The 3,157-nt window shown below is 30.0% G+C and carries 3 protein-coding genes and 1 pseudogene; 2 read left to right on the top strand and 2 right to left on the bottom strand.

What is annotated here, in order from left to right; translation table 11 throughout:
• Positions 1-84 (top strand): annotated as a pseudogene (locus NSA01_RS09850) (elongation factor Tu); the annotation flags it as partial.
• Positions 85-253: 169 nt separating this feature from the next.
• Here NSA01_RS09850 and NSA01_RS09845 read toward each other — a convergent pair.
• Positions 254-1,084 (bottom strand): putative RNA methyltransferase, encoded by an 831-nt coding sequence (locus NSA01_RS09845; RefSeq protein ID WP_257481287.1) that lies wholly within the window; start codon positions 1,082-1,084, stop codon positions 254-256.
• A gap of 2 nt (positions 1,085-1,086) precedes the next feature.
• Entirely contained in the window at positions 1,087-1,653 is a 567-nt protein-coding gene (gene hxlB, locus NSA01_RS09840) for a 6-phospho-3-hexuloisomerase (protein WP_257481286.1), read from the bottom strand.
• Positions 1,654-1,869: 216 nt separating this feature from the next.
• On the opposite strand from hxlB, the gene NSA01_RS09835 reads away from it, so the two are divergent.
• Positions 1,870-2,871: a LacI family DNA-binding transcriptional regulator gene (locus NSA01_RS09835; RefSeq protein WP_257481285.1), complete on the top strand. Its 1,002-nt coding sequence runs from the start codon at positions 1,870-1,872 to the stop codon at positions 2,869-2,871.
• Positions 2,872-3,157 lie beyond the last annotated feature (286 nt).

The raw sequence follows: 3,157 nt of genomic DNA, 5'->3' as shown, positions 1-3,157 counted from the left end.
GCGATTGAACAAGAGTTAAGATTTGCTATCAGAGAAGGCGGAAGAACAGTAGGATCCGGAGTAGTAACAGAAATCATAGAGTAGTAAAGAAGAGATATAAAAAGGAGCACAAGAAGTGCTCTTTTTTTGTTGTGTAATGGAAAGATAAAAGGAGAGGAAAGGAGAAAAATAAAAGGATAAAAGAACAAAAGAATAAAAGAATAAAAGAAAATAAGACTCGGGAGGAGTCTTATCTGAGGTTTAGTATTTATTTTTATTTGATTTTACCAACTAAAATCTCACCGTCGATAGTTATTTCTGAAATATCATTATAATTAATATTTTCTAAATCTATATCAAACATTAACGGAGTCATTCTAATAAGATTTTCTAACTGTTTTTTATTGACATTTATAGTATTTTTAGCTCTGATTCTGTTTAAGAGTTCACAGTGTTCTTCAAAACAATTTATCACTTCTTGATTGGAGTATTCCTCATTTTTCAATTGTTCTTTTATAGTATGTCTTAGCTCTTTTAAATGGTCTTTTCCCGGAACTACTTTTATGATAACACTACTATCAGATAAAATCCTTTTGAATTCGATATAATTGGCAGGAGTATAAATATTTAAAATACATTCCATGGAATTATCCTTTAAAGGGATATTATTAATATCGGAAACCATAAAGCATATATTATTTACTCCCCTTGAAGCAACATTGACTGCATCTTTTGAAAAGTCAAATGCAAATATATTATATCTTCTATCTTCTATTATATGAGAATAATATCCGTCACCACAGCCCGCATCGACAATATTTTTTATATTAGTATAACTATCAAGTAAATTAGCTATTTCTTTTGCTATATGATTATAGAAGCCGTCATTTAACATTTCTCTTCGCTTTTCAAAGAATGTTTTATCATAGCCTTCCGGAGGTTTTCTGTTCATTAAAAAGTTTATGTAGCCTTTTTTAGATATATCAAAACAATGATTATTTTCGCACATTAAACTGTTATTTTTAATGTACATATTACTTTTACATTTAGGACATATAAAATAGTTTATGTTGTTTTTAAATTGGATATTTTTGTTACTATTCATATTTATTCCAAATTAGCGTGGTTTGACCACATGCTTTCATTTACCGGTTCATCTTTCATATCGAGGATTGTCAAAGTGATTGTATCTCCGAGTAAAAGCAGAGATTGTTCGAATAGTGAAGTCATAGGCTGCTTCGAATCTACTTGATCAGGTAAGTTTTGTTTGCTCTTGACAGGAATTCTAACAAATACATCTGTTATGTCTTTAAGTGGATTATCGGGTATCGCACCTATATGGGCAACTCTTGCTCCGAAAGATTTAGCTTTTTTTGCTATTCCGCTGGGAATTAATGTACTTCCGCTTCCTGAACCAACGATTAATAAGTCTTTGTCAGTAATCGGTGGTTCTGTAGTTTCTCCTACTATATATGTATCATATCCTATATGTTTTAGTCTCTTTGCAATACACTTAAGCATAGTCATTACTCTTCCTACACCTATAAAAAATACCTTTTCTGCTTTATTTAATTCTTCAATAAGGCTATATACTTCATTTTCATCAACTTTTAATAATGCTTCATTTAGTTCATTTATGATTATCTCAGCATTTTTTTTATAAATATTTTCCATACTATTTTATCTCCTTTATTTATATATAATAATTATATATTATTTTCATACGTTTTCAACTTTGAATATATAAAAACATATGTAAAATATTAAATATTTTCATAATACATGATAATCATTTGCAAAAAAAAGTCGACTATGATAAAATGATTTTAATTTAAAACTTTTACATAACTATGTTTAAGTTTATTCGATGTGAAAATGGAGGTGCTGATATTGAGCGCAAAAATTAAAGATGTTGCAAAGAAAGCAAATGTTTCAATAGCTACAGTATCACGTGTAATTAATAATGTTCCTTTGGTAAATGAGGAAACAAGAGATAAAGTGTTACAGGCGATTAAAGAAACCGGATATAGACCAAATGCTATAGCAAGAAGTTTGAAACTTCAAAAAACGGAAACTGTAGGTGTTGTTATACATGATATTACTATTCCTTACTATGCTCAAATTGCAAGGGGTGTTCAAGATATAAGTATGCAAAGCGGTTACAATGCTATTATATGTAACAGTGATGCCGATAACAGAAAAGAAGAAGAGTTTATGGATCTTTTTTATCAAAAGCAGTGTGATGGAATCATCTTTGCAGGTAGAGAATTAAGCGAATCGGTAAGAAGAAAATTTGAATATATGAATATGCCTGTAATACTATGCGGGATTGAAGACCGTGAAGGTGAATATTCCAGTGTAATAAACGATTATGATCAAGCAGTATATTCTCTTATGAAATATTTAAAACAAATGGGTCATAAAGCGGTAGGATTAATCCATGGGGATAAAAAAAGAGCTTATAATGCTAAAAGAAATGAAGAAGTCATGATGGCTACTTCTAAAGAGCTTGGTATGAAAATAAATAAAAATTGTGTTATTGACAGAGATTTTACAATGAAGGGCGGATACCTTGCAATGCAGGAAATGTTAAAAGGTGAACTGCCTACAGTTGTCGTATGCGGAAATGATGAAATGGCTGTCGGTGCAATAAAGGCTATCGAGGAAAGCGGCATGAAGGTTCCTGAAGATATAAGTATAGCCAGTTTAAATTCCTGTGAAGTGGGAAGATGGATAAGTCCAAAGTTAACAAGTATAAATCATTACATGTATGATGTAGGGGCAATCAGTGCCAGACTATTGATCAAACTTTTGGAAGGTGAAGAACTGAAAGAAAAAAAAGTCATAGTATCTCACGGTATAATCGATGGCGAATCGGTAAAAAAATTATAAAAATACAAATAAAAAAAAGAAAATATTTTTTATATTTTCTTTTTTTATGTAGTAAATTGTGGTTTTATACATCACTGAAAGCCTTTTATATAGCGGATTTAGAAAAAGATAAAAAAATATAATTTTTTAGTAAAAAATAGTTGACAAATATAGGCAAGTTTGATATTATATTAAAGCTGACTGATACGGAAACAGCGAAACGGAAACATCAGCGAGCTAATGATACAAAAGAATAAGAGAATAAGAAGAACGAATTAAAAAGCAGAAATGTAATTTAAGTCAGTGA

The organism is Anaerofustis stercorihominis (assembly GCF_024623185.1).
GTDB lineage: Bacteria > Bacillota > Clostridia > Eubacteriales > Anaerofustaceae > Anaerofustis.
This window is presented reverse-complemented; position numbering and strand designations above follow the sequence as displayed.